The following is a 22,794-nucleotide window of genomic DNA, read 5'->3' as shown; positions in this document are numbered from 1 at the left end:
CTTGTAGGCGCATGTGAGGATTCCTTGAAAGGGTGTACGTGGATTTCGAAGTCTGGCCTGAAGCCATTGAATTAGGACGCCTGTTTGCTCAAAAACAGTATGAGCTCTCTCTCGTAGGCGGACCAGTGCGTGATTTATTGCTGCACCGGCCTTCGCACGATTTAGATTTTTGTACCTCGGCGCGTCCCGAAGAGTTTGAACCGATTCTCAGAAGTTGGGGCCAGGGATTTTGGGATATGGGAAGAAAGTTCGGCACTTTGGGTGCTCTGCGGCGCAGAGCTGATGGTACTGAAGTCAAAGTTGAAATTACTACCTACCGTAGTGATACATATGACCCAGAATCACGCAAACCTGATGTGGATTACGGATCTAGCTTAGAGGGCGATCTCTCGAGGCGTGATTTCACAGTGAATGCTATGGCCTTACGCGTCCCGGAACTCGAATTTGTTGACCCGTTCTCAGGGGCTGCTGATCTTGCTAAAGGAGTGTTACGTACTCCGGTGGATCCCCGTCAATCCTTCGCGGATGACCCTCTGCGCATGATGCGTGCGGTACGTTTTGTCGCACAGCTTGGTTTTACTATTACGCCGGATACGGCCATGGCGATTACAGAAATGACAGATCGCATGTCTATCGTTTCAGCTGAACGAGTCCGTGATGAGTTGGTGAAACTACTGTTGTGCGAACACCCTCGTGAAGGCGTGGAGGCTCTGGTCGACTCTGGTATAGCAGGTGTGGTGTTTCCTGAAATTCCTGCCCTACAGTTGGAAATTGATGAGCATCATCGCCATAAAGATGTTTTTGAACACTCTTTGATGGTGCTGGATCGAGCAATTGCACTTGAAACAGGGCCCGATGGTGCGGTGCCTGCACCAGATATCACTCTGAGACTAGCGGCCTTGATACACGATATTGGAAAGCCTAAAACACGAAGATTTGAGCCTGGCGGAAAGGTGAGTTTTCACCATCACGATATTGTTGGTGCGAAGATTGCTCGAAAACGACTCAAGGCGCTTCGATTTGATCATAAATTCATAGAAGATGTTAGCGATTTAGTAGCCCTACACTTACGCTTCCATGGATACGTTGACGAACCGTGGACTGATGCTGCTGTACGTAGATATGTCAAAGATGCAGGGCACCTTTATGAACGCTTGAACCGCTTGACTAGAGCGGATGCAACTACCCAGAATAAACATAAGGCTATGCTGTTTGCGCAGGCAATGGATGAGATGGAAAGCCGCGTCAAAGAGCTTCAGCAAAGAGAAGATCTCGATGCAATTCGTCCGGATTTGAATGGTTCCCAAATTATGGAGATTCTAGACATTGAAGCCGGTCCTGAGGTCGGGAGGGCTTATAAACATATGCTCGAGTACCGTCTTGATAATGGACCAGTCGATGAGGCGCAGGCTCGCACCGAATTGTTGAGATGGTGGTCAGAGCAGTAACAGCGATTATGTTTCGCAATAGCTAAAACTGAAGCGGTGCACTCTCTTGGGGAGTGCACCGCTTCGATAACAATTCTTATGGGCCGCTGAATAACGGGGATACTGTGGAGTTCTGTTTAGCTCTGCACAGGCGACATCTTCATTTGAATCGTGTGTGAATCGTGTCAGCTTACTGCATCGTGCTGTGGGGCTTTTGGAAGGTCCTTCATCGTGTTGGCGTCTGACACGCAGCCTTCGATAGAAGTGATGGCTTTACCGGCAGCAACGATTGACTTCTCGGAATTGAGATTATTGAATGTTGACCCAATCACTACATCGACTAACTGATCGCTGCGATCGTCCATTCTCATAATGGCATCATTAAATTGAGCCGCTACGGTATACGCTTTGGCAATATTGTTTTTACCAAAGAGAATTTCAGTGCGCTGTACTTCGACCTTGCTGGGGTAATCGCCGCTGCCAGTCATGCTGAAGCCTCGATTACTCAGTGCTTCCATTACTGCTGTACCTAGACCTGATTTGTCTGTTCCGTTCAGCACGCGAACTGCCACATTTGGATGGTTAGCGAAAGTGGAATTGGCAGGAGCACAGGGTACTTCAACTCCGTAGTTTGGTTGCTGCGCCGCAGTTTTTTGTGACGTTTTACCTAATGCGCCAAGGATAAATAGGGCACTGAGAACCGTGGCCACCACCAAAACCGCCACAGCTATAGTGAAAACCAGTTTCTGGCGCCTTCGAACAAATTGTTTTCGTGCCTCGCGTTCGTCGAACGGCTCAGGAATCGTCATACTCTAACCCTTCCGCAATCTTTCTGCATACACCTTATCCTCACTTGCTGACGCAAGCCTGTGCAACGGTCAACTACTCGACCTGCGGTCGTGCAGGACTCGTAGCAGGAAGAATCCAATCCGTTGCTTGTGCTGCAAGCCATGCATTTCGAACAGCTTGCGACGCTCCTGCCTTATTGACACATGCGATTACTGAGGGGCCAGACCCTGAAATAAATGCGTGCGTGGCACCTGCAGCCAACGCAAGGTCAATAGCTTGGCGCGAACGTGGATGCAGCGCCAAAGCTGCCTGCTGCAAGTCATTGATGTCATCTGGATTCGCACCCAAATGATCAAATGCTTTATATACCTCGACAGTAGGCAACCGTTGTTGGTAAGCACCAATCAGTGTCTCACCAAGCAGGCCGCTTGCACGCGCATGTTGAGCCACCTCCGACGATTCCTCCACCATTGAGAGCTTTTCACCGTAGCCGTTGCCATATGCCAGCCCACCGTGCAGGCAGAAGGGCATATCTGCGCCGAGTTCTGCTGCTATAGCTTCCAAGTCGCTGATGGACGCATTAAGCCCCCACAGTGTGCGTAAACCTAGTAGTACGCCCGCTGCATCTGTTGAGCCGCCACCAAGACCTGCGCCCACTGGGATGCGCTTAGTTATCGTGATGCAGACGTCAGGTGGTTTGTGATACCTGCGAGCCAGACTGAGTAAAGCGCGAACGGCATGGTTATCTGCTGCATCATAGTCTGGTAATCCGAGGTCGCCTAGGTGCTCGCCGACTAGTTTCAAGGAAAATCCACTACCTGAAGGGCTGCGACTGAGCTGGACGGTGTCAACAAGGCTAAGTCCACAATATAAGGTGCTCAGAGAATGTCGGTTGCCTGCCATATTTCGTGCAGTGCTAACCCTGAGACTCAGATTTGTTTTTGCTGGACAACGTACCACCACAAGGTCATCAGCTCGAGGTTGTGGTGGTACGTTGCGGATGTTGGCGTTCACGCGCGGCTCTGTTGCATGGCGTCGTTCAATCGCACAAATTCGGCGATACTTAGCGTTTCACCTCTTCTGGTGGGATCGATATCGGCAAGTATGTAAGCCTGATCGTCGAGATACTGCTTCAGAGCCGCATGCAAAGTTTTACGACGTTGCTGAAATGCGGCATCTACTAGAGTAAAAACTGAGTTTCTTTCAGTTTCAAGAAAATTCGAATTGCTGTCACGCGTGAATGCCACCAAAGCGGAATCAACATTAGGTGCGGGCCAAAACACGTTTCTTCCGATGGTTCCGGCTCGTTTAGCATTCCCATACCAAGCGATTTTGGCACTAGGAGTTCCATATATTTTATTGCCAGGGGAAGCTACCAATCGATCTGCGACTTCCTTTTGGACCATAACTAGGAAGTTCCTGAGATGGCCAAATCGTTGTAACAAGGTCAACAATATTGGTGTGGCAACATTGTATGGAAGATTCGCAACAAGGGTGAAATCCTTAGTACCATACTCTACCGGTAAATCCGAGGGCTGAAGCGTGAGAGCATCCTGATTAACAATTTGCAGATGTGCGCTTGCTCCCGAGTTGTAGTCATGTACTGTCTGTGGAAGACGGCTGGCCAAGGCTGGATCAATTTCCACTGCCGTAAGCATCGCGCCAACTTCTAAAATTCCTAAAGTCAGAGAGCCGAGACCTGGCCCAACTTCCAAAACGAGGTCATTACTATCTATGCCAGATTCTCGGACAATTCGGCGGACAGTTCCTGGATCGATGACGAAATTTTGCCCGAGTTTTTTTGTCGGGCTAATTCCAGCTTCAGAAGCGATTCTTCGAATATCAGCAGCACCGAGCAACGACGCTTGAGGCTGCGCGGTCTGAACCGATGAATGCTGAGACATTGTTCCTTCATCTGGCGTGCTGAGAAATGTGTTGTGGGTCATTGGCTCTCTATCAGTACCATTTGTGTATTAGCCAATAGGCCTTGGCTTGAGTAGGACTGCCGTAACGGCTGGCAATATATCCTAATCCCCAATCGATTTGTACAGCCCCATCGTCCTTCCAACCGGTCCCCATTTTTGAACCAGGATTGGCTTGTGGAATGCCGTAAGCCGGCGATGAAGGGTTTGCCGCGCTCCAACTCCAACTGGACTCCTTATTCCACACCCAGACTAAATCCGTCCATTGAGAGCCTGTCCAGCCGCGTTGAGCCGCCGCACCGGCAGCGTAGGCTTGCGCCTGTGCCACTGTTGGATGCCACAAACGTCCTGAAGAAGATGAACCGCTCGAGGATCCGCTGGACGAGCTTGACGATGATCCACTCGTTGCAGTAGGAGTGCTGGAAGAAGTTTTTGTCGCGGTTGGCGTTGGCGTAGATGTGGTTTTGCTTGGGCTTGGAGTGCTGGTGCTTTTGGAAGGACTTGGCGTTGCTGATGTCGACGATGCGCTAGGAGTTGAGCTTGCGCTGCTTTGTGATGGAGTATCGGAGCTCTTGCTTGGCGTTGACGAAGCAGATGCAGACGCACTCTCATCACTGTCACCTGTATCAGAAGAGGTGTCAGAAGAACTTGAGGATGGGGTACTTGTCTCGGTTGGCCCAACTGCAATAACTGTATCTAGAGGCACGCTCAGTGTTTCGGATTTTATGAGAGTGGAACTTTCGGCGACACCGTCAACAAAAGTTGTATTGTAAGTTTCTTTATCTTCACCGTCTTTGCCTGTTTGTCGAATTACTGTTTCCCCAGGTGACAGTGAATTATCAACAACAGTTTGTGTCCCGTGGGCCGTGGTCTTAGTACTGGTCGTTTGTCGCTGCGTTACGCGCTGGACCCTGAGCACAGTATTTCCGTTGTCTGTTTCAATGCTGACACGGTCCTGTTTGCCCAGCACAATACCTTTCGAATCGAGGATAGAGGCAGCGGGAAGTTTCCCATTCGGTGCTATAGATGTTTTCCCATCTGCAATAACTGTTACTGGTCCCGATCGGTTAATCACCATGCCACCGGTGAGTTGGTTATAGACGTTTTTAATATCCACAGTAACTTTGGTGGCGTTGTGCTCATTTTCTTCGAAGAATCCCAATAGCTGCTCGGCACTGGTGGCTATTGTCCAGAATGGCACCTCGGTGCCGTCAATGTTAATGGTGGTTTGGTACGCGCTTCGAACGGTGACGACTGAATGGTCTCTCAGCATTTCACCAGATGAGGAATCGACGAAATCGTGGCTTTTGACTTTTGTTCCCTGTTGCTCCAAGAGTCGATCGACACTCATAGCATAGGTCTGAACGGTCGTAGTCTTGCCGTTGATGGTCAATGCGACTGTTTTCCTAGCGGCAATACCAAAATATAGCAATGAAGACAACGTCACGATAATGGAGCAAGCCATTACTCTGATACGCCGTCGTGTCACAAAACGATCAGGTGTCCAGCGTTTGGCCATACTCGCTCCCCTCGTAGGCAAATATATGTCCCGACTGTTGCGATTGTAACTGTTTACGCTGCATTTCGGGGAATCATGCATCTAGAAGAGAAGAAATTTCCACATTTACCATGCTCATCGTGACAGCAAAGTAATAATCTTTAAGAAAGAAGAGGGGGCGGGAATGAAGGGGATTCTCCCGCCCCCAAGAGATAAACCAGACAGGTTGGGGGAAGTCTGGCTTATCTTATTTACGGAAGCCGTTGTTGGGGGAAGGGCTTCCGTGCGCTTACTCATGTAACAATTAGTACAATCCCAACAACAATCATCATACTACACTACATGTATAAAATAGTACATCTTGTTTCACTTGCCTATTCTCCGCAATATGGAATATTGCATACATTGGAAATTCTGCAATACCGAGTACTCCGGTGACCCGGTAACAATGGTGATAAGTAAGAACACAACAGCGAAGAGCCTCCTGTCAGAGTCGAACTGACGACCTGCCGCTTACAAGGCGGCTGCTCTGGCCAGCTGAGCTAAGGAGGCCTGCCACGTCTGCAGCAAGTTCACACTTGCCGGAACGGACAAGTGATAAGCATAGCAGTACCCATTGAATGACTTCGACCCGGCCGACCTTTTCCTGTAAACAGTAGGGTCGACCGGGTCGAATTGAGGCTTCGTAGGGTCTTGAAATTGATGAGTGTTAACTCAAGGAGACCGGTTTTCCTGATGCTCCGATTGATGGTAGAACGCTTGCCTGTCCAACATCAGAAGAGGAAATCCCCAGCGCCTTAATCAGTGCAGATGCCGTATCGAGACCCGAGGAACTGACGGAATTCATATCCCAATAGTTGCTGTTAATTCGCACAGTTGGCGTGGTCATCTGGCCTTTATTGCTTCCGGAGACGTTCCAAAGCTCTTGGCGTAATGGAGAATATGCGGAAACTTTCGAAATCCACGTTTTGTATGTGCCGTCTGTGGATTTTTCTGCCACAGTTTCGCTGACGCCTGCTTTGATAGCAACTTGCTGGATCTGTTTGTCACTGACAGCTTTGTAGCTGGACTCACTTGGCTGGAAGTCTTCGGCAAACATATCGGCAATGAAATCGAGTAGATGATCGGGGTCATTCTGAGCAATGTATGCTGCTGCGCTAGCCGCACGAGTGGAGTATTCATCAGTCGAAAGACTGTCTAGGAAGGCATTGGGATACACCACGAGATTTATTTGCCCTGCAGCAACGAGCTTCTGCAAAGTAGGATCAACCGACCTGTTGAATGAACCGCAGCCAGGGCACAGGAAGTCCATATACTCCTCAACTGTTGGTACATTGGCTACTTTTTTGTTGAGGCCATTCTTAGAAATCAAAAAACCGCCTTTAGCATTTGCATCGGCAGGTTTGGTCTCAACCGACTGCACTGCCTGATAAGCCTTTTCTGTATCTGCTGTGCTGACGGGTCTGGTGGCTCGCCAAATGGCAAAGCCGGCGACTGAAACCAACGCCACGACAACAACAACGACGATGATGCCGATTAGAGTTTGCTGTTTTCGCTCTTTGGCAAGCTTGGCCTCCTTGGCCTGCTGCTCTGCAAGTTGAGCGGCTTTGCGCTGTTCGCGCACCGACCGTTTGTTGCTTTCCTGCTGGCTCGGGCGTTTATTCACGTTCTGAGACATTGCGGTCCTTTCGAAGAATCCGGCATAAGTGTACTGTACTCACATCTTGGTTTCCATAGAGCAACTGCGTTCAAAAGCTATAAAAATGGGGAATAACTATGATTCAAGAAGAGGAATTGGAGTCCAGTCTATGGACTGTTTACTTGCAGCCACTGCAATAGCAGCAACTATGACGATAGCCCAGATCACTATCGCCACGATGATTCGTTGTCGATAAGAGTTCGCGTTATTTTCGCTTTCGGCATCGAAGACCCCTTGGTATCGGGCCAATAATCTGCCGGCTCCTATTCTTGGCGTTTGTGATCTTGGCCCCAGTGCTGCAACCAACCATGCAGCACAAATCGACAGAGCAAGCGTAATGCCTGAACCGGCAAGAGGAGTTCCTCCGATAAGTGGTATATGAACGCTGATTCCAAGTGCATTAAACGCCCCAGTGATATTTGGCATATCCCAAAGAACAGCTACACAAGTAGCAATCACCACAACAATCGCCAGTGATAACAACGCCCTCGGGATTACTTGCAGCAAGCTTTTAAGAAGATACCAAGGAGAGGCGGTGAGACTGAGGGCTCCGTCTGAGCGCTTGTACTGGCCGCCGCGTCTCGCCTGCCGGTTGAGGCGAGCCTCGGTAATCAATCCTTGCGTAAAGAAGTACCACAATATGAGATTTGACAGCATTATGGCCACGGTGGGCAGCGCCAAAGCAACTGCAGCGAGAATTACTCCGAAACCAAGGATTACCAGATTGCCACGCATACGGTAAAGACCCAACACTTCGTCAAGAGAACGAGGTTCTTGAAACTCGGATTCGAACGGTTGTGGGTCTGCAGAATAGCTTGCAGGTCTGAAATCTTGTGGGTATTGCTCGCTTGTGTCAAGCGGAGGTATTGCTATTTCGGTAGCTGCTTCGATCTCGTCATCAACTTCGCCAGCGCCATCAACATTTTGAGGATTATTTGAACCAACATTGCTTAGGATGGTTGTCTGGTTGAGCGCATCCTCTGATGGTTGGGGCATGGTTGTGGTCAGGGGTGGAAAAATCTCAGTATTGCTTTCGTTGCCTTCATCATTCCTTGTGCTACTCGGCATGTGAGTTTCCCACAAACGGCGAGGGTTTTGTGCTGGGTCTCTTCCAGTAGTGTCTAGAGGCGTGGTATTGCCGGTGAGAGCAGGCAGCGTTTCATCGGCGTATGAACCTTTTCCAAAAGGGCGCATCACCTCTGTCTGCTCTGGGTTTTCACCCTGTGTGCCGCTGGAACCAGTGGTTGGAGCAGTTGCTGATGCCAAGGACGTAGCCTGATTGTGAACGCTGTCATCACTTTTCCATAATTCAGGAATCATGGCATCGAGGGTGATAGCTCTCAGAAGATCATCAGGGGAGCAACGGTCCTGACGTTTTGGCGCCAAAGCTTTGCGAAAAGCTGAGAGCGTGCCAGCAGGTAAGCCACTGAGATCAGCATTTCCTGACGCAGCTCGTTCTAGCACAGCCATCATCGGTTTCACTCCAAAAATAGCTTTGCCGGTTGCAGCAAAACCCAGTACTGCGGCGGTACTCCACCAGTCCGCAGTTGCGTCAGACTCTTCACCGTCGATTATTTCGGGTGCTATAAAGCCTGGAGTGCCCATAACTAAACCAGTACGAGTGACGTGACTTTCTCCCGTACCCATAGCAATGCCGAAATCGACTAGAACAGGACCTCGCTCGGAAATCATGACATTCGAGGGTTTAATGTCTCGATGGACTATTCCTGCGGCATGGACTGCGCGTACAGCATCCATCAGTTTGCGTGAGAGACGCTCCAAATCATCACCGATGTATTTGCCATTAGTTGCGACATCATCACTTAATGTTCTTCCATTGATAAGCTCAGTAACGATAAAGGCCAAAGCATCGTCGAGTTCCATATCCACAATGTTGCATACGCCTGGGTGGTTGATTTTTCGCAATGCTAAGGCTTCTCTGCGTAGGCGCTCGCGGGCATCAACTCCTTCGCGATCATGTGACGATGAAAGACTCTCATCCTGGTTTTCATTCGTTTGGTCATTCAAAGAATCGCGCAGAATCTTCATTGCATATTCTTGACCACCATCGTCTTGAACTCGCCAAACAGAGCCCATGGCACCGCCGCCGAGTCGCGCGACGAGAGTGTAACCCCCAAGCTGTTGACCGGGAGTCAGATTCAATACACTCAAATCGCTCATGGAATCTATTGTGCTCCTTATTATCTCTGAGGAGCCTGAATAATAGGAATAATTTCTACTGTTTCACGCTTGCTCTTCCTCGTTCTGATAGAAATCGGGTGCTGCGCAGAGCTTTGACGGTGCTTAATGAGCTCTGGTTGCGTAAACGTTTGATGTTCCTGATTCCAGTACTTTGTACCCGCCGCGCCGATACAATATTCGTGGTGTATAGTGAGTTTTGGCTCAAAGGAGAGTTTTCTTCGGCGAACCACCAATAACCAAAATGTCGTTGCGCGGAATCTTCATGGTTGCGGAAACCGTTTCAGCGGCAGAACAGTGAAACCCTTCACTACGGATCGTTCGGCACGTACCTGCCGATGAAAGGATGAACAACATGGCTGAAGTGGTATTCGAGCATGTTACACGTATCTACCCAGGCAACGATAAGCCTTCTGTAGATGATCTCAACATGGAAATCAAAGATGGAGAGTTCCTGGTTCTCGTCGGTCCTTCAGGTTGCGGAAAGTCAACAACTCTGCGCATGCTTGCAGGTCTTGAAGAGGTCAATAAGGGTCGTATCCTCATCGGTGGCAAAGATGTCACCACGATGCAGCCCAAGGACCGCGACATCGCAATGGTCTTCCAGAACTACGCTCTGTATCCACATATGACGGTTGCTGACAATATGGGCTTCGCGCTCAAGATTGCCGGTACTCCGAAGGATGAAATTCGTAAGCGCGTTGAGAAGGCGGCTGAGATCCTGGATCTCACCGAGTATCTCGACCGTAAGCCGAAGGCTCTTTCGGGTGGTCAGCGTCAGCGCGTTGCAATGGGACGCGCAATCGTTCGTGAGCCGAAGGTATTCCTCATGGATGAGCCGCTTTCCAACTTGGATGCAAAGCTTCGTGTGCAGACACGTACGCAGATTGCTGCTCTGCAGCGTCAGCTGGGTGTCACCACACTGTACGTAACGCACGATCAGACCGAGGCTCTGACGATGGGCGATCGTATCGCCGTCATCAAGCTGGGTCTGCTGCAGCAGGTTGGCCGTCCAACCGAGCTGTATGATCGTCCAGCAAATGTATTCGTTGCAGGATTCATTGGTTCACCTTCGATGAATTTGAACATTCACCCCGTGGTCAATGGTCAGGCAAGAATCGGCGACGACACCATCAGCTTGCCAGCTGAAGCAGTGAATAAGTTGACTGCTGAAGATAATGGCAAGATTGTTCTCGGCTTCCGTCCAGAGGATGCCTCACTGGCAACCGCTGCAGATGCTGATGCTTTCTCGCTGAAGGTAATCAACGTCGAGGATCTTGGATCAGATGGCTACATCTATGGTCACATCCTTACGGATAACAGCGTTGCGGAGGAATCCACAATGATGTCCGACCAGAACAAGATGACCACCGTGCGTGTGTCTCCTCGCGAATTGCCTGCTGTGGGCGATACCGTGAAGATTCACATTGATCCAGCTAAGATGCACCTCTTCGCACCTTCAAGCGAACTGCGTCTAAACTAGTACCAATTAAGAGATTGTGGAGATCTCTGAACTGTTGGGGGCTGAAGCGTTCTCTTCTCTCTACGCTGTCAGCCGTGAACCCCCGCATATGCGGGGGTTCTTTGTATGTTTAGTGTGCAGTATGGCGAGGCTCTTTATGCCAACTCTGCGGTGAAGTGCGAAAGCAAAGAAATATCACGAAAAATCAAGGAATGATACCGGTGACCACTGAGCAGGATAAGTTTAGTTCTATGGATGAAACGAAACTGTCACAAATGGATCCTCGCGCTTTGCAGGCTACGTCCGTAAAGGCAAGAGATGAGGAAAGTACTGCAACGCCGCAGGCCTTGCGCATTACTGCTGCAAGCTCCAATCCTGCCATGTTCACCCTTCCTTGGCATAAACCACTGGTTCAGTGGCCCGCAGAATTGTTGGCCAACTTGCCTAGAGGTATTTCTAGGCATGTGGTGAGGTTCGTTCATGTTGGTGATGAAGTCTATGCAATGAAGGAAATCACACAATCTGTAGCGGAACGAGAGTACGAGTTACTGCGTCGTCTACAGAAGCTTGAGTTACCAACGGTCTCTCCTGTCGCTGTTGTTACAGGTCGCCGAACGCCAGAGGGTGAGCCGTTGGAGGCCATTCTGGTGACCCGACATTTGAAGTTCTCACTACCGTATCGTGCACTGTTCGCACGGAATTTGCGACCAGATACTGCAGAGCGATTGATTGACGCACTTGCAGTATTGATGGTTCGTTTGCATTTGATGGGTTTTTACTGGGGTGATGTTTCGCTGTCGAACGTGTTATTCCTCAGAGATGCTGATTCCTTTGCAGCTTTCTTGGTCGATGCTGAAACTGGTGATTTGCATGCGAATCTTACTAATGGGCAGCGTGAATACGATATCGATCTTGCAAGGACGAATATCATCGGTGAATTGATGGATTTGAATTCAGGAAATTTGCTGCCTGCAGAGGTTGATGAGGTTGAGGTCGGTAATAAGCTCGCCGAGCGTTACCACTCATTGTGGAGTGCCCTCACCGATGTTGACAGTTTTAGCCCCAACGAGATGTGGAAGATTGAGCAACGCGTGAACAAGCTGAATGAGCTTGGTTTCGACGTAGATGAGCTCGAAATGAAAACCGATACAGACGGAAACCGTGTATTAGTTCGCCCAAGAGTTGTAGATGCAGGCTATGCATCCAGGAAACTGTTAAGACTTACAGGGCTCGATGTGCAAGAGAATCAGGCTCGTCGACTGCTGAATGATCTTGATGCTTACCGTGCGTCAACATGGCGGCAAGGCGAAGAGTTGGAAATTGTGGCAACTGACTGGATGCGTGAAATGTTTGAGCCCACAGTTCGTATGATTCCACAGGAGTATCGTTCACAAATCCAACCTGCGCAGTTCTTCCATGAAATACTGACTCATCGCTGGTACCTTGCAGAAAAAGCAGGACATGATATTCCAATGGCGGAGGCAGTAGAAAGCTATATCCAGAAAGTCTTGCCACAGTACAAGCTCGATGATCAAGCTATGAAGGACATCAATGCCGAAGCGGATTCAGGGGTAGTAGACGACGACGCTACCTACTACAACCCCGAAGACGACCCCGATGCGGCTGTATGGTCGAGCTGATTGACCGCCGCAGCGCGGTGGTCAATCAGCTCGACCCGAACGTGGTTCTCGAGCGTTCGGGTGATGTGTTCGGGGCCGCTAGGCCTTCCGTTGTTGCAGGACCGGAGGGGAGCTGGCGTTGTTGGGTGTTGTTGTCGCCGCATCGCGGTGGTCAATCAGCTCGAGCTGAACGTGGTTCTCGAGCGTTCCGGCGTTGGATTACCAACAGAGCAGGAGGAATGATGTCATTAACCACTACAGAACGACAGGCGACTCGAGCTGAGTTCAAAAGAAATTTTGAGTTACTAGGTCTTAAATCCCATGATGTAGCAACGGTGCTAGGGGTTGATGATGCCCGTATCGAAGGGATTATGAGTTTGCGCCGACTCCGCCATCTTGAAGACGCATGGATATTGCGCGATTTCCTACTCGATTGTGCACATCAGGCTGGTGTGGAGCTCTCGCCGTTTACGGCACTGCGTGGTAATCCCGAAGAATATTATTTCCTTGATACTGAAAGAATTCATGCCCAGCTGTTGGATTAAGAACCAGCCGCTCTGTCGTACTCGCTGGCTGTCCCTCAGCGAGTACCACGGAGCGGCACAACTGCAATGGCCGCTGTCAGTTCTGCATCTCGTGGGCGTGTTTGCCGAAATACATGAGTTCCCACAACGCCGGTTCTTGCATGCTGCGCACGCTCCTTTTTCTCATTCATACACATTTCGGACGTTCTTGAACGCTATTTAGAGCAGCCGTGCTGAGTGTTTACGAGATTGATGATGCTCCCCTATGCCCAGTCTTGCGAGGGGTTGATTAGGAGCATTCACCTCAAGAATCCTCAACGAGTTCGTTGTGAGCATATGCTATTGACTCACATTTTTTTAGTTGCTTCACTATTGATAGTTGAAAATGTAAAACAGCGACGCGTGGGAGCTGAGAGAGAGCTATGTCAGTGAACAACTCGAAGGGCAACGTTACCGTCGAAGCTGCAACGCTGGGTACGGTGCAAGACCTATCGCGAAACGATGATGAGGTTGTTGACCATGCACACACCCCTGTGGAGGCATGTCCGTCCTTTCTGAGGGCTATGGCCATAGTCGGGAAACGTTGGAACGGGCTGATTATCCAAGCTATGGCAAAAGGTTGCACATCCTTTACTGAGATTTCGACCTTTGCTGAAAAGCTCAGCGATGCATCCTTGGCTCGTCGGCTTAAAGAGCTCGAAGAAGATGGATTGATCATTCGCTCTGTGTTGGATGAGCGTCCAGTAAAGGTCCGCTACAGCCTTACAGAAGCGGGTGCCGCGCTTGCTCCTGTGCTGGATATGCTCACCAGCTGGGGCGAACAGTATGCTGTTGCGCCCAAAGAAGGATAAAGCCCTCCCACCAAGTAACAGATAGATGGTGGAACATCAGAATTTGATATGCGCTCGCGGAATATCGGGCTGCCGTATACACAAGAAAGAAGAACTATGGCCATGGAAATAGGTGCGCTCACTTTTGGTGAGGTGACTACAGATCCTCGTACGGGGAAGACTCCTTCAGCACGCGTTCGTTTGCATGACACAATAGAGCAGATCACATTGGCTGATGAGGTGGGGCTGGATGTCTTCGGAGTGGGCGAGCACCATCGCAGTGACTTTGTCGCATCGGCTCCATCCATGATTCTGGCAGCCGCAGCTTCCGTTACACGGAATATCAAGTTGGCCAGCGCGGTGACAGTGCTGTCTAGTGATGATCCTGTCCGTGTGTATGAGCAGTATGCAACATTGGATTTACTGTCTGACGGACGTGCCGAAATTATGGCTGGTAGAGGATCCTATACCGAGTCGTTCCCGCTCTTCGGCTATGACCTGCAGGATTACAGCGAGCTCTTTGATGAGAAGTTAGATCTCCTATTGCGCATACGAGATCACAATCCTGTGAATTGGTCAGGAAAGTTCCGTGCTGCGCTCAACAATGCTGACATATCTCCAAGGGCTCAGTCGGGGCTTCCCATTTGGCAGGCAGTTGGTGGCACGCCAGCATCAGCGGTGCATGCAGGACACCTTGGTCTGCCAATGATGATCGCCTTTTTGGCAGGGCCAATCGGCGCACATGTGCATATGGTGGATTATTATCGCAGCGCTGCCGCCCAATCGGGTGCTGTGCCCGAGTCGTTGCGTGTGGGTGCTAGCGTTCATGGATTCGTCGGCCCAAGCAGTCAATCGGCGCGAGATACCATGTTCCCTTACTTCTCCAAGGGAATGAAGGAAAACAATCACCAGCGAGGCGTGGGTTTTGAGATTCCTAGACAAGCTTTCGATGCGCAAGCTACGCCTGGAGGAATGCCTGTTGTCGGTAGTCCTCAAGAGGTTATTGACAAGATAATGACATACAGGGAGCTGTATGGAATCGACAGAATCATGATGCAGATGGGATTTGGTGGTGTTCCGCAGAAAGAGCATCTCCAGGCCATTGAGCTGCTGGGGACACAGGTAGCTCCTGTGCTTCGCAAAGAGATCAAAGTGGATACAAGAATCGAGGAGGAACGATGAATTTGTCATCTGCAGCTTCATCACACGCAGTTTCACCTCATACGCTTTCCCCGCTCAAGGTCGTCGTGCTAGAGGCAAGTCCGAATGCAGAGTCAAAAACGGCGTCTTTAGCTGATATCGCCGTATCCATTATTAAGGAACGGTATTTAATATCGCTGAGCACAGTGAACGTCTACGCTATCGGAAGCGGTCTGACCTCGGCGATTATGCGTTCAGATGTCGATCGAAAAGCCGAGGAGGCCTTGCAAACTGTCGAAAGGGCTGACCTGCTTCTCGTGGCAGTCCCTGTTTATCGGGGTTCCTATCCGGGTATGTTCAAACATTTCATGGATTTGGTGGATCAGTACGCCTTAGCGAAAACACCTGTAATGCTTATGGCTACAGGAGGAGGCGAGCGGCATAGACCATGCATTGCGCCCGTTGTTCAGCTTTTTCCATGCCTTTGTAGCACCCGTGGGAGTGTATGCGAGTTCGGCTGACTTCGATAAAACAGTTCTGCTCAATCCCAGCATCTATAGCAGGATTCAACTGGCTGTTGACGACTTATCAGTGCTGTTGAACAGCTATGAGACGACACCCGACTCAGTGCTTGCATCTAGAAACAGCGACGGTCATCCCCTCATCGCATAAGCGCAGATAGCTCGAAAGTGTGCGTTTAGGCACGTGATACGCCGGAAAACGGCGGCTTCACGTGCCTAAACGCACACTTTCGAAAGAACGGTTACGAATCGTGAACTACAGTGCAGCAGCTGCCTTTCGGCGTGCATTAGCAACAGCGTAAAGGCTGATACCCGCGGCCACTGAAGCGTTCAGTGACTCCACCATATTGGTAATAGGTATTCCAGAAATGGCATCGCAGTTTTCACGTACCAAACGGCTTAAACCGCTGCCTTCAGAACCGAGTACGACAACAAGAGGATCTTTCTCGAAGCCAGTTTCACCAACTGTTGAGTCTCCGCCACCATCTAGCCCAACAACGTAGTACCCATTTTCCTTGAGGCCTTGAAGCGCTTTGGTGAGGTTGACCACGCGTGCTACTGGCATATGAGCTGCAGCACCTGCTGAAACCTTCCACGCAGTTGATGTAACAGAAGCACTGCGCCGTTCGGGCAATATCACGCCAGAGGCACCGAAAGCTGCAGCGGAACGAATAACTGCACCTAAATTCTGTGGGTCTGTGACGCCGTCAAGTGCAATGAACAATGGCTGAGCAGCGATACGTGCTGCCGGTGAAGCCCCTTCCATTGCTCGGGCTCGCTTAGCAGCTTGATCTAGCAAGGTCTGCACAGATGAATATTGGTAGGGCTGTACTTTGAGCACAACGCCTTGATGATTACCAGAGCGAGCGATACGATCCATCTCTAGACGGTCAGCCTCAAGGAGATGGAGCCCTGCAGTACCGGCTAGTTTGACGATTTCGCGTGTGCGATCATCATGCTCGATGCGAGTAGCTAGATACAGCTGAACTGATGGAACGCCAACTCTCAGCGCCTCCAAAACAGCGTTGCGACCAATAACGAGATCATCGGAGTCGGATGCAAACTTAGCTACGCGTCGCCTAGCTGCCAGTCGTGGGTCCGAAGCCTGACGTCGCTCGGCAGATTTCTTCGCTTTGTATGCCTTGTGATATACGCGATCCTCCGCCTTCGGAGTAGGACCTTTGCCGCGGAGCTTGCTACGGTGTTTACCGCCCGAACCTTTTGTCGGGCCTTTCTTCATTGCCATATAACCCATTCTCTCATTGATGGCGGATAGTTGCGAGTAATGCCTGAGCAGCTACGCACAACGAAACATATAAACCAATGCTGAAGCTGAGCAAATGGTCACAGTGATGTTACTCAACCTCAGCAATTTTCCCTGCGCTAAGAGGCCATGTCAGTTTCTTGCTGTGTGTAATAATAGACATGCTAAGGACCGATGCAAAAGCGTCGGCCACACAACCGCGCAGTCTGGGCAATTGCGGTATTACCGCGTCAGGCTGAATACTCCGCGGCTGACCTAGGAGTTACGAGAATGACTGGATCTTCCAGTAATCACGTTGTCCAACCTTCATCCAGCTTGCCTTTTGACGGCGATCCTTCTTTGCTTGAATCTGAGCAGGTTGCCAAAGCATTGGAAGTTGATGTTGCAACAGGTTTGAGCAGCGATGAAGCAAAACGTCGTCTTGAGAAGTTTGGGCCGAATGAGTTGGCAAGCGCTCCACCAATACCGAAGTGGAAAAAGTTCCTTGAACAATTCAAGGACCCTCTGGTGTATTTGCTTCTTGCAGCTACTTTGATTTCATTAGTCGCTTGGTTCATTGAACGCTCTCATGCGCAGGCAGGTGCCGAAGGCGCAGAAGCTTTGCCATTCGATTCCATTGTAATCGTGCTGATTCTTGTGCTAAATGCAGTTCTGGGATACCTCCAAGAGGTTAAAGCAGAAAAAGCCGTTGATGCACTCGCTCAGATGACTGCCCCGCAAACTTCAGTATTGCGTGACGGTAGAGTGACTCGAATCAACACCAGCGATGTTGTTCCTGGAGACATAGTTGTGCTTGGTGAGGGCGATACAGTGTCTGCTGATGGTCGTCTTGTGGCATCAGCAAGCTTGCGTATAGCTGAAGCTTCTCTTACAGGAGAGTCAGTTCCTGTTGGCAAACGCCCAGACAAACTCGACAGTGCCAAGGCCCTAGGCGACCGTACCAACATGGTCTTTAACGGAACTTCCGTTACTCAGGGTACTGGTCGCGTGATTGTATCTGGTACAGGCATGAATACTCAGGTTGGCAAGATTGCCGACATGCTTTCGCAAACCGAAGATGACACCACTCCACTTCAAAAAGAAATGGCCCATGTGTCTAAGGTTCTGGGCATTGCAGTATGCATTATTGCTGTACTTGTGCTGGTGGCGCTCGCTGTTATGGAAGGTTTCCACAGCACTCAAGATGTAATTGATTCACTGTTGCTGGCAGTTTCTTTGGCTGTTGCTGCGGTACCAGAAGGTTTGGCGGCCATTCTTACAGTGGTACTTGCGCTAGGTGTGCAGCGCATGGCCCAACATCATGCCATTGTGAAGAAGTTGAGCTCTGTGGAGACACTCGGTTCAGCATCGGTGATTTGTTCCGACAAAACAGGCACGCTCACACGTAACGAGATGACCGTAGAGCGGGTGCTGACTCCGAGCGGACAGGTTGAAATCACTGGAACAGGGTATGCGCCTGTGGGTCAAATTACTGGGATTAATGGTAGCGATTTGTCTAGCGGTGATCCTGCTCGATCCGAAGCTGTGCTCACCCTTGCAGTCGGTTCACTGGCTAATGATGGTGAGTTGCGCAAATCGGATTCCGGTGACAAATGGGAGATTGTTGGCGACCCAACCGAGGTTTCCTTGGTGGTGGCTGCAAGAAAAATTCGAGCAAATCAGGCTTATGAGAATTTCCAGCGCGTGGCTGAGATTCCATTTACTTCAGAACGTAAGCGCATGTCGATTATTGCGGAGGACCGTTCTGATGCACGTAAACTGAGCGTCTTTGCCAAAGGTGCTCCCGACGTGCTGCTCAGCTATTGCTCCCGCATCAGCGTCAACGGTCAGGTGCGGCCATTGACCGAAGGTGACCGACAGACGATTCTGCAAAGTGTTGAGAATCTTTCATCGCAGGCATATCGAACCCTTGGGCAGGCATACCGACCACTGAATACACCATCGCTTGCAGAAGTTCCTGGAGTTGAAACTAATGCGGCCGGACGCGTCCGTGATATTGCTGACCAGAGTGAAGTAATCGAAAAGGATTTGATCTGGACCGGTATGGTCGGCATCATTGATCCGCCGCGTACTGAAGTTCGGGATTCGGTTATTGAAGCACATCGTGCTGGTATTCGTACGGTGATGATTACTGGTGATCACCCGCTGACTGCAGCACGAATCGCCAGTGACTTGGGCATCATCAAGGCTGGTGGCGAGGCTCGCACTGGTGAAGAACTCGATGCGATGAGTCAAGAAGAATTCGACAAAACCACTAGCGAGATTTCGGTTTACGCTCGTGTTGCTCCTGAACATAAGCTCAAAATTGTTGATTCGCTTCAACGTCAGCAAAATATTGTTGCTATGACTGGCGACGGCGTCAATGACGCTCCTGCAGTTAAAACCTCTGATATTGGTGTTGCGATGGGTATCACTGGTACTGAGGTTACAAAGGAATCCGCAAAAATGATTCTTGCGGATGATAACTTCTCAACAATTGTGGCAGCGGTGCGCGAAGGTCGCGTGATTTTCGACAATATCCGTAAGTTCCTGAGGTATCTGTTGAGCTCGAATGTTGGTGAGGTCTTCACTGTGTTCGGCGGTGTGATGCTTGCAGGTTTCTTGGGTATTACTCAGCCGGAATCTCAAGGTGTGACCTTGCCGTTGCTAGCCACACAGTTGTTGTGGATTAACTTGCTTACCGATGCAGCTCCGGCTTTGGCGATGGGCGTTGATCCTCAGACCGACGATGTGATGGGTCGTAGCCCGCGCAAACTTACCGACAGAGTGATTGATAAATCCATGTGGGGTGACATTGTCTTCATCGGTGTCATCATGGCCGTGGTGACTCTGATTGGTATGGATATGCATCTTAATGGTGGACTGTTCACGGATCGTTCCGTTGCTGCTTTGGGACATGAAGAGCAAATGGTCGAGGCGCGCACAATGGGCTTCACCATCTTGGTGTTCGCTCAGCTCTTTAACGCTGTTGCTTCGCGCTCTGCTTTGCAATCTGCATTCGTCGGACTCTTCAGCAACAAGTGGCTTTGGGGCGCAATCGGTATTTCCATTGGCTTGCAGGTTCTGGTCATTTACGTGCCATTCCTAAATACTGCTTTTGGTACCACACCATTAAGCGCTGTGGCATGGTTTGAGTGCATTGGGCTTGCTGCCTTCGTATTGGTGGCATCGGAATTGCGCAAGATAGTGCTTCGAGCTATCGAAAAACGTCGCGTATAACGTGAAAATGACGCTGTAGCGTATGCAAGATTCATTTGTGTAGGGATTTATTAGTAAACCCGAAGAAATGACACGGGGAGATTGTTGGAATATCAACAATCTCCCCGTTTTTTTGTAATAAGAATTCTTATAAATCCCTACACAATCGCAATGCAGTAGTCCTATTCTGCATTTTCCGAGACATCTGCTCGGTAGAAGTTCACAAAAGAGCGTGAAGGTGTTGGACCACGCTGGCCTTGATAGTGCGAGCCCGTGCCATTTGAGCCGTAGGGGTGCTCTGCAGGAGACGACAATTCGAAGAAGCACATCTGACCGATTTTCATGCCTGGCCAGAGTTTTACCGGTAACGTGCTCACATTAGAGAGTTCCAAAGTGATATGTCCTTCAAAGCCTGGGTCGATGAAACCTGCTGTGGAGTGTGTAAGTATCCCCAAGCGGCCGAGTGAGCTTTTCCCTTCAAGCCGTGCAGCGATGGAACCATCAAGCTTGACATACTCCCAAGTTGATCCGAGCACAAATTCGCCAGGATGCAAGATCCACGGTTCGCCAGGGGCAACCTCGAATTGTTCGGTAAGAGCACCTTGATCTTCTGCAGGGTCAACATAAGTGTATTCGTGGTTGTTGAATAGACGGAAGAAACGATCCAGTCGGACATCAACGCTAGCTGGCTGAACCATTTCCGGGGTCCAAGGGGTTAAGGATATTCCACCCTGGGTCTGTGCGGCAATGATGTCGCGGTCACTCAACAGCATGATTCACTCCTCTTGTATTCTTTGTATGAAGCCAGTCTAGCTGTTCGTATGATAATCGGATTGCGGTAACGTATTCAGACCTATTACGACTGTTGAGACTGCTGGCCGAAAGCCTTGAGCGAGTAGCCGCTCTGCTCTCTACCGTATGGGTATTTCCAAAAAGTAAGCACAAAACAACTTTTATTACCCTAATAGTGTTTTCTTGGAGTATCTTGATAAAAGGTGGAGAGTGGGAGGAATTGTGTATAGGCGCACGCTGGAAGAAAACCTAGCCTCTGAAGAGCGGAATATCTCTTCAGTGAGTGGCAACGCCATAGAAGAGGCGCCAACAATCCGCATGCCTAAAAGTCCACCACATGAGCCTCTCATCGGTGCTAAAACGAGGCACAAACGAACGATGATGTTCAGTAATTCAGTTTTCACAGATTCTTTCTCAGCTTCTAAAACCAAACATTTCCTCAATAGAACACCAGTTTGGCGGTATTGGTTCGTTTCAGCTCTAGTAGCCACTGATCTTGTTGCTATGTTGTTGTCGCTAACAATTTGCTTGGGTATCAGGCCCAACGCATTCAACGCTCTTGAGGACTCTATGCCACTCGGAGCTTATTTAGCCTTGCAGTGCGGCCTTTGGCTGTTGTGCCTACTTTTCGCAGGAACATATCAGCGACATATTGTTTCTGAAGGTTATGACCTATATACCAGGATTTTCAATGCCACATTCTTCGCTGTGGTATTAGCAAGTTGCTTGGTGTATATGTTGCAGTTGGATTTACCTCGTACCGCAATCATCGCTGCGTCATTATTGGCTGGTGTTATCGAATGCGTGTCGCGATGGTTGATGCGCCGGTCTTTACACTGGAAGCGACGAAAGGGGCGTTGCAGGTATTCGACAGTCCTTCTTGGATCATCAGCAGGCATTAACCGTACTTTACACACCTTGAAGTCCACCACCGGACTAGGTTATGAGGCTATTGCAGTGTGCCCTATCGCAATTGAAACTCAAGGTGAGCAAGAAGACATCATTCTCACAGACTTCTGCCCAGACCCAGATATTCCAGGGGCTGCGGAAATCAAGGTGCTACCTTTCAATGCAAATCTGCCTAGAACAATCATGAGAATGGGGGCTCAGACACTCCTAGTGACTGATGTGTTGAAGCGTGAATCGGTGACCTTGCATGCTCTTTCGCTAGCGGTAGAGTCATTGGGCATCGAGCTTGCAGTGTCAGTTTCTGTAGCAGATTTGAGCGGACATAAGCTCTACCTACGTGATTCGTCTCAACAGCAAGTACTTACTGCAAGCCTCCCGCAATATTCCATAGCGACAAGGGTTGTCAAACGCATTATCGATATAGTGGGATCGTCAATTGCACTATTGTTCAGCATCCCTTTGGTAATGCTTCCCGTAGCTTTGGCCATTAAACATGAGGATCATGGCCCTGTTGTGTACAAGCAAGAGCGAATAGGCCAGAATGGCGTACCGTTCAACTGCTATAAATTCAGATCTATGGTGTTGGATGCTGACAAACTTGATGCCAAACTGGCTGAAGAGAATGGTCAGGATTATGGCGCATTGTTCAAAGTCAAAGATGACCCTCGTGTGACCAAAGTTGGTCGGGTCATCAGAAAATTCTCTCTGGATGAATTCCCGCAGTTTTTCAATGTGCTCAAGGGTGATATGTCATTAGTGGGTCCTCGTCCACAAAGAGATTACGAAGTTGATCAATACAGCACGCTGTATTCGACACGACTGTTGGTTAAACCTGGTATCACAGGACCTTGGCAGATTTCGGGGCGTTCTGATCTCAGTAGAGAAGAGTCGGAGCGTTTAGATGTCAATTACATCGAAAATTGGTCGCTTACTGGGGACTTCGCAATTTTGATGAAAACAGTGCTAGCAGTTGTTCGCGCAGTCGGTTCTTACTGAGAACA

The 22,794-nt window shown here is 49.8% G+C and carries 16 protein-coding genes, 1 tRNA gene and 1 pseudogene; 9 read left to right on the top strand and 9 right to left on the bottom strand.

Annotated features, from left to right (window positions below; genetic code table 11):
• Positions 1–38 precede the first annotated feature (38 nt).
• Positions 39–1,448, top strand: coding sequence for a CCA tRNA nucleotidyltransferase (locus tag LKI20_RS01130; RefSeq protein ID WP_291768698.1), 1,410 nt, complete (start codon positions 39–41; stop codon positions 1,446–1,448).
• Positions 1,449–1,612: 164 nt separating this feature from the next.
• Here LKI20_RS01130 and LKI20_RS01125 read toward each other — a convergent pair whose 3' ends face one another.
• From LKI20_RS01125 to LKI20_RS01095, 7 genes are all read right to left on the bottom strand, one after another.
• Positions 1,613–2,236: a LytR C-terminal domain-containing protein gene (locus LKI20_RS01125; protein WP_291768695.1), complete on the bottom strand. Its 624-nt coding sequence runs from the start codon at positions 2,234–2,236 to the stop codon at positions 1,613–1,615.
• Positions 2,237–2,309: 73 nt separating this feature from the next.
• The gene (locus LKI20_RS01120; RefSeq protein ID WP_291768691.1) at positions 2,310–3,230 is read right to left on the bottom strand and encodes a 4-(cytidine 5'-diphospho)-2-C-methyl-D-erythritol kinase; all 921 of its coding nucleotides are present in this window, start codon (positions 3,228–3,230) and stop codon (positions 2,310–2,312) included.
• Positions 3,227–4,120 carry a 16S rRNA (adenine(1518)-N(6)/adenine(1519)-N(6))-dimethyltransferase RsmA gene (gene rsmA / locus LKI20_RS01115; protein ID WP_291773288.1) on the bottom strand — a complete coding sequence of 298 codons (894 nt, stop codon included), beginning with the start codon at positions 4,118–4,120 and terminating at the stop codon, positions 3,227–3,229. The genes LKI20_RS01120 and rsmA overlap by 4 nt, the downstream gene beginning before the upstream one ends.
• Positions 4,121–4,172: 52 nt before the next feature.
• Positions 4,173–5,657, bottom strand: a complete 1,485-nt coding sequence (locus tag LKI20_RS01110) for a ubiquitin-like domain-containing protein (RefSeq protein ID WP_291768686.1) — start codon at positions 5,655–5,657, stop codon at positions 4,173–4,175.
• A gap of 457 nt (positions 5,658–6,114) precedes the next feature.
• A tRNA-Thr gene (locus tag LKI20_RS01105) sits at positions 6,115–6,188 on the bottom strand.
• 157 nt (positions 6,189–6,345) lie between these two features.
• Positions 6,346–7,314 carry a DsbA family protein gene (locus LKI20_RS01100; RefSeq protein WP_291768683.1) on the bottom strand — a complete coding sequence of 323 codons (969 nt, stop codon included), beginning with the start codon at positions 7,312–7,314 and terminating at the stop codon, positions 6,346–6,348.
• A 96-nt stretch (positions 7,315–7,410) separates the two neighbouring features.
• Positions 7,411–9,525: a protein kinase domain-containing protein gene (locus LKI20_RS01095; RefSeq protein WP_434734929.1), complete on the bottom strand. Its 2,115-nt coding sequence runs from the start codon at positions 9,523–9,525 to the stop codon at positions 7,411–7,413.
• A 364-nt stretch (positions 9,526–9,889) separates the two neighbouring features.
• Between LKI20_RS01095 and LKI20_RS01090 the strand changes: the two genes are divergently transcribed.
• The 6 genes from LKI20_RS01090 to LKI20_RS01065 all read left to right on the top strand — a co-directional run bounded on the left by LKI20_RS01090 (position 9,890) and on the right by LKI20_RS01065 (position 15,630).
• A complete protein-coding gene (locus LKI20_RS01090; RefSeq protein ID WP_291768677.1) occupies positions 9,890–11,017 on the top strand; it encodes an ABC transporter ATP-binding protein in 1,128 nt (375 codons plus the stop codon).
• 254 nt (positions 11,018–11,271) lie between these two features.
• Positions 11,272–12,636, top strand: coding sequence for a DUF4032 domain-containing protein (locus LKI20_RS01085; protein ID WP_434734928.1), 1,365 nt, complete (start codon positions 11,272–11,274; stop codon positions 12,634–12,636).
• A complete protein-coding gene (locus LKI20_RS01080) occupies positions 12,624–13,160 on the top strand; it encodes a DUF2316 family protein (RefSeq protein ID WP_291768673.1) in 537 nt (178 codons plus the stop codon). The genes LKI20_RS01085 and LKI20_RS01080 overlap by 13 nt, the downstream gene beginning before the upstream one ends.
• Positions 13,161–13,561: 401 nt before the next feature.
• Entirely contained in the window at positions 13,562–13,990 is a 429-nt protein-coding gene (locus tag LKI20_RS01075) for a winged helix-turn-helix transcriptional regulator (RefSeq protein ID WP_291768670.1), read from the top strand.
• A gap of 96 nt (positions 13,991–14,086) precedes the next feature.
• Positions 14,087–15,151, top strand: coding sequence for an LLM class flavin-dependent oxidoreductase (locus tag LKI20_RS01070; protein WP_291768667.1), 1,065 nt, complete (start codon positions 14,087–14,089; stop codon positions 15,149–15,151).
• Entirely contained in the window at positions 15,148–15,630 is a 483-nt protein-coding gene (locus LKI20_RS01065) for an NAD(P)H-dependent oxidoreductase (RefSeq protein ID WP_291768664.1), read from the top strand. The genes LKI20_RS01070 and LKI20_RS01065 overlap by 4 nt, the downstream gene beginning before the upstream one ends.
• A gap of 256 nt (positions 15,631–15,886) precedes the next feature.
• Here the strand turns inward: LKI20_RS01065 and rlmB are convergent, their stop codons facing one another.
• Complete coding sequence (gene rlmB, locus LKI20_RS01060; protein ID WP_291768661.1) at positions 15,887–16,876, bottom strand: 23S rRNA (guanosine(2251)-2'-O)-methyltransferase RlmB; 990 nt, start codon at positions 16,874–16,876, stop codon at positions 15,887–15,889.
• A gap of 339 nt (positions 16,877–17,215) precedes the next feature.
• Between rlmB and LKI20_RS01055 the strand changes: the two are divergent.
• Positions 17,216–20,113, top strand: a pseudogene (locus LKI20_RS01055) (cation-translocating P-type ATPase); the annotation flags it as partial.
• A 161-nt stretch (positions 20,114–20,274) separates the two neighbouring features.
• Here LKI20_RS01055 and dcd read toward each other — a convergent pair.
• Positions 20,275–20,865, bottom strand: coding sequence for a dCTP deaminase (gene dcd / locus LKI20_RS01050; protein ID WP_291768658.1), 591 nt, complete (start codon positions 20,863–20,865; stop codon positions 20,275–20,277).
• 241 nt (positions 20,866–21,106) lie between these two features.
• Here dcd and LKI20_RS01045 point away from each other — a divergent pair, with 241 nt between their 5' ends.
• Positions 21,107–22,789 carry a sugar transferase gene (locus tag LKI20_RS01045; RefSeq protein ID WP_291768655.1) on the top strand — a complete coding sequence of 561 codons (1,683 nt, stop codon included), beginning with the start codon at positions 21,107–21,109 and terminating at the stop codon, positions 22,787–22,789.
• Positions 22,790–22,794: the final 5 nt, after the last annotated feature.

Origin of the sequence: Bifidobacterium sp. (assembly GCF_022647885.1) — a bacterium.
Classification (GTDB): Bacteria; Actinomycetota; Actinomycetes; order Actinomycetales; family Bifidobacteriaceae; genus Bombiscardovia.
This window is presented reverse-complemented; position numbering and strand designations above follow the sequence as displayed.